A 2,269-nucleotide genomic window follows, 5' to 3' on the forward strand; every position below is an offset into this window, starting at 1 on the left:
GTTCATATGTATGGAGCACATATTTTTCATACAAGTGATAAATTTGTTTGGGATTATGTTAATCAATTTGTTGAATTTAACTCCTTTGTTAATTCGCCTATAGCTAACTATAAGGGTGAAATATACAACCTTCCATTCAATATGAATACTTTTTCGCAGATATGGGGTGTTAGTACACCATCGGAAGCTAAAAAATATCTGGATAATATAAAGAATAAAAATAGCTCATGCAATCCTAGTAACCTTGAGGAACAAGCTATAAGTTTGGTTGGGGAAAAAATATACAGAAAATTGATAAAAGAATATACAGAAAAGCAATGGGGGCGAGAATGTAAAGAGCTTCCAGCCTTTATAATTAAAAGGCTACCTGTTAGATTTAAGTATGATAATAATTATTTCAATGATAAATACCAAGGGATACCTAATGGAGGGTATACCAAATTAATTGAGGCTCTTATCAACGGTGCGGATGTTGAACTAAATGTAAATTATTTAAAAAATAAACAATCATGGGATTCGAAAGCAAAGACAGTTGTTTATACAGGACCTATTGATGAGTACTTTGACTATAGCGAAGGCCATTTAGAGTATCGAAGTTTACGCTTTAATGAGAGGGTTTTAGACATCGATGACTATCAAGGGAATGCTGTTGTTAATTATACCTCGCATGATGTTGAATATACAAGGATCATTGAGCATAAACATTTTGAAAGTGCAGATAGTGAAAAAACTGTTGTAACTGAGGAATACCCAGAGAATTGGACTTTAGGTAAAGAGAGGTATTACCCCGTAAATGATGAAGCGAACATGAAAATATATAAAAGATATAGAATGCTATCATTGAAAGAAGATAAAGTTATTTTCGGTGGCCGTTTAGCAGAATATAAATATTATGATATGCACCAAGTTATTAAATCTTCTCTTTTGTCAGTTCGTCATTTTTTAGACGGGAACTCTTAATTAATATAAAAATGTATGCACTCTAACAAAAAAAGAACCATTTTTGAAATATTATTAGCTGTTGCTTTACGTGTAATAAATGTTTTAATTGTCTTTTTATTCAGTGTGATAATAACTAGAAGTCTTCCTGCTGAGCAGGCAGGCTTCTATTTTGTTTCATTTTCATTTCTGATGTTTTCTGGATTGGTATTAAGGCGAGGTTATGACAACACAATAATTAAATATGTATCCCAATCTTCGAGTTTAAATGTTAGCGATTTATCAATATTGCATTATGCACTTAAGAAAACAATTCCAGTATCAATTTTGTTTTTGATTTTTTCATATGCGATTTTGATTGTACTCAAAAGTAATTATTTAATTCACGAAGGTCAGTATCTCTCTTTCTTATTTATAATGCCAGCAATATTGTTTTTAATATCGGTTACATTTATTGGCATGTTTTTTCAAGGAAGGAGTTTAATCAATTACTCTATACCATGCCAAAATTTTACCCATTTTATAATTGCGGGTGTAATTTTGACCTTTGTTAATGTAGAGTATGCATATAATGTAACCTTAGTTTTATCTCTTTCATTTTTCATTTCATCTTGTTTATACTTCTATATTGCGATTAACAAAAAAAGTTCAGGATATAAACTCAGTGATGAACTTGTAGATTTGATTGATAATAATGCAAAAAATAACTGGTTTCATTCTGTTTTTTCACAAGGTTTGCAATGGATAATTCCTGTTTGGGCTGCTGTATGGATAACCCCTCATGAAGTTGCTATTTTATCCGTAAGTCAAAGAGTCGCTATGGCCACAAGTTTTATTCTTATTGCAATTAATCTCGTTGTATCTCCTCGTTTTGCGTACTTATCTAGAGAGGGGGACTTCTCAGATACAAAAGCATTGGCAGTTTTTGTGACAAAATTGTTGTTTGCTTTAAGCTTGCCTATTCTTTTGTTTTTATATTCATTCTCTGAACAAATTCTAAATTTTTTTGGAGACGGGTTTACTCATTCAAGCGATGTGTTACATATATATTTGTTAGGCCAGTTCTTCTCTTTATTTACCGGTGTATCAACAAGTCTTATGTTAATGTCAGGTTTTGAGTCAATTATGAAACGAATATCTTTCATAGCATTTTCAGTAACTATTCTATCTATTCCGTATTTTGGTAAAACTGCTGGAGCGTATGGTGTTGCTTGGTCAGTAACGTTGGGACTATTCGTAACGTCTGTGTTTTCATTAATATATGTAAAAAAACTTTTTTTTAATAAAGTTTAGTTAATATATTGAAATGTTGAATTTGAAAGTGGACTCT

2 protein-coding genes are annotated in these 2,269 nt (G+C 31.2%); both read left to right on the forward strand.

Annotated features, from left to right (window positions below):
- The coding region (gene glf / locus BIZ37_RS29895; RefSeq protein ID WP_187464636.1) for a UDP-galactopyranose mutase at positions 1-960 on the forward strand (960 nt) is incomplete at its 5' end.
- Positions 961-975: 15 nt separating this feature from the next.
- Complete coding sequence (locus tag BIZ37_RS29900; RefSeq protein ID WP_187464637.1) at positions 976-2,232, forward strand: lipopolysaccharide biosynthesis protein; 1,257 nt, start codon at positions 976-978, stop codon at positions 2,230-2,232.
- Positions 2,233-2,269: the final 37 nt, after the last annotated feature.

This window comes from Photobacterium sp. BZF1 (assembly GCF_014349205.1).
GTDB lineage: Bacteria > Pseudomonadota > Gammaproteobacteria > Enterobacterales > Vibrionaceae > Photobacterium.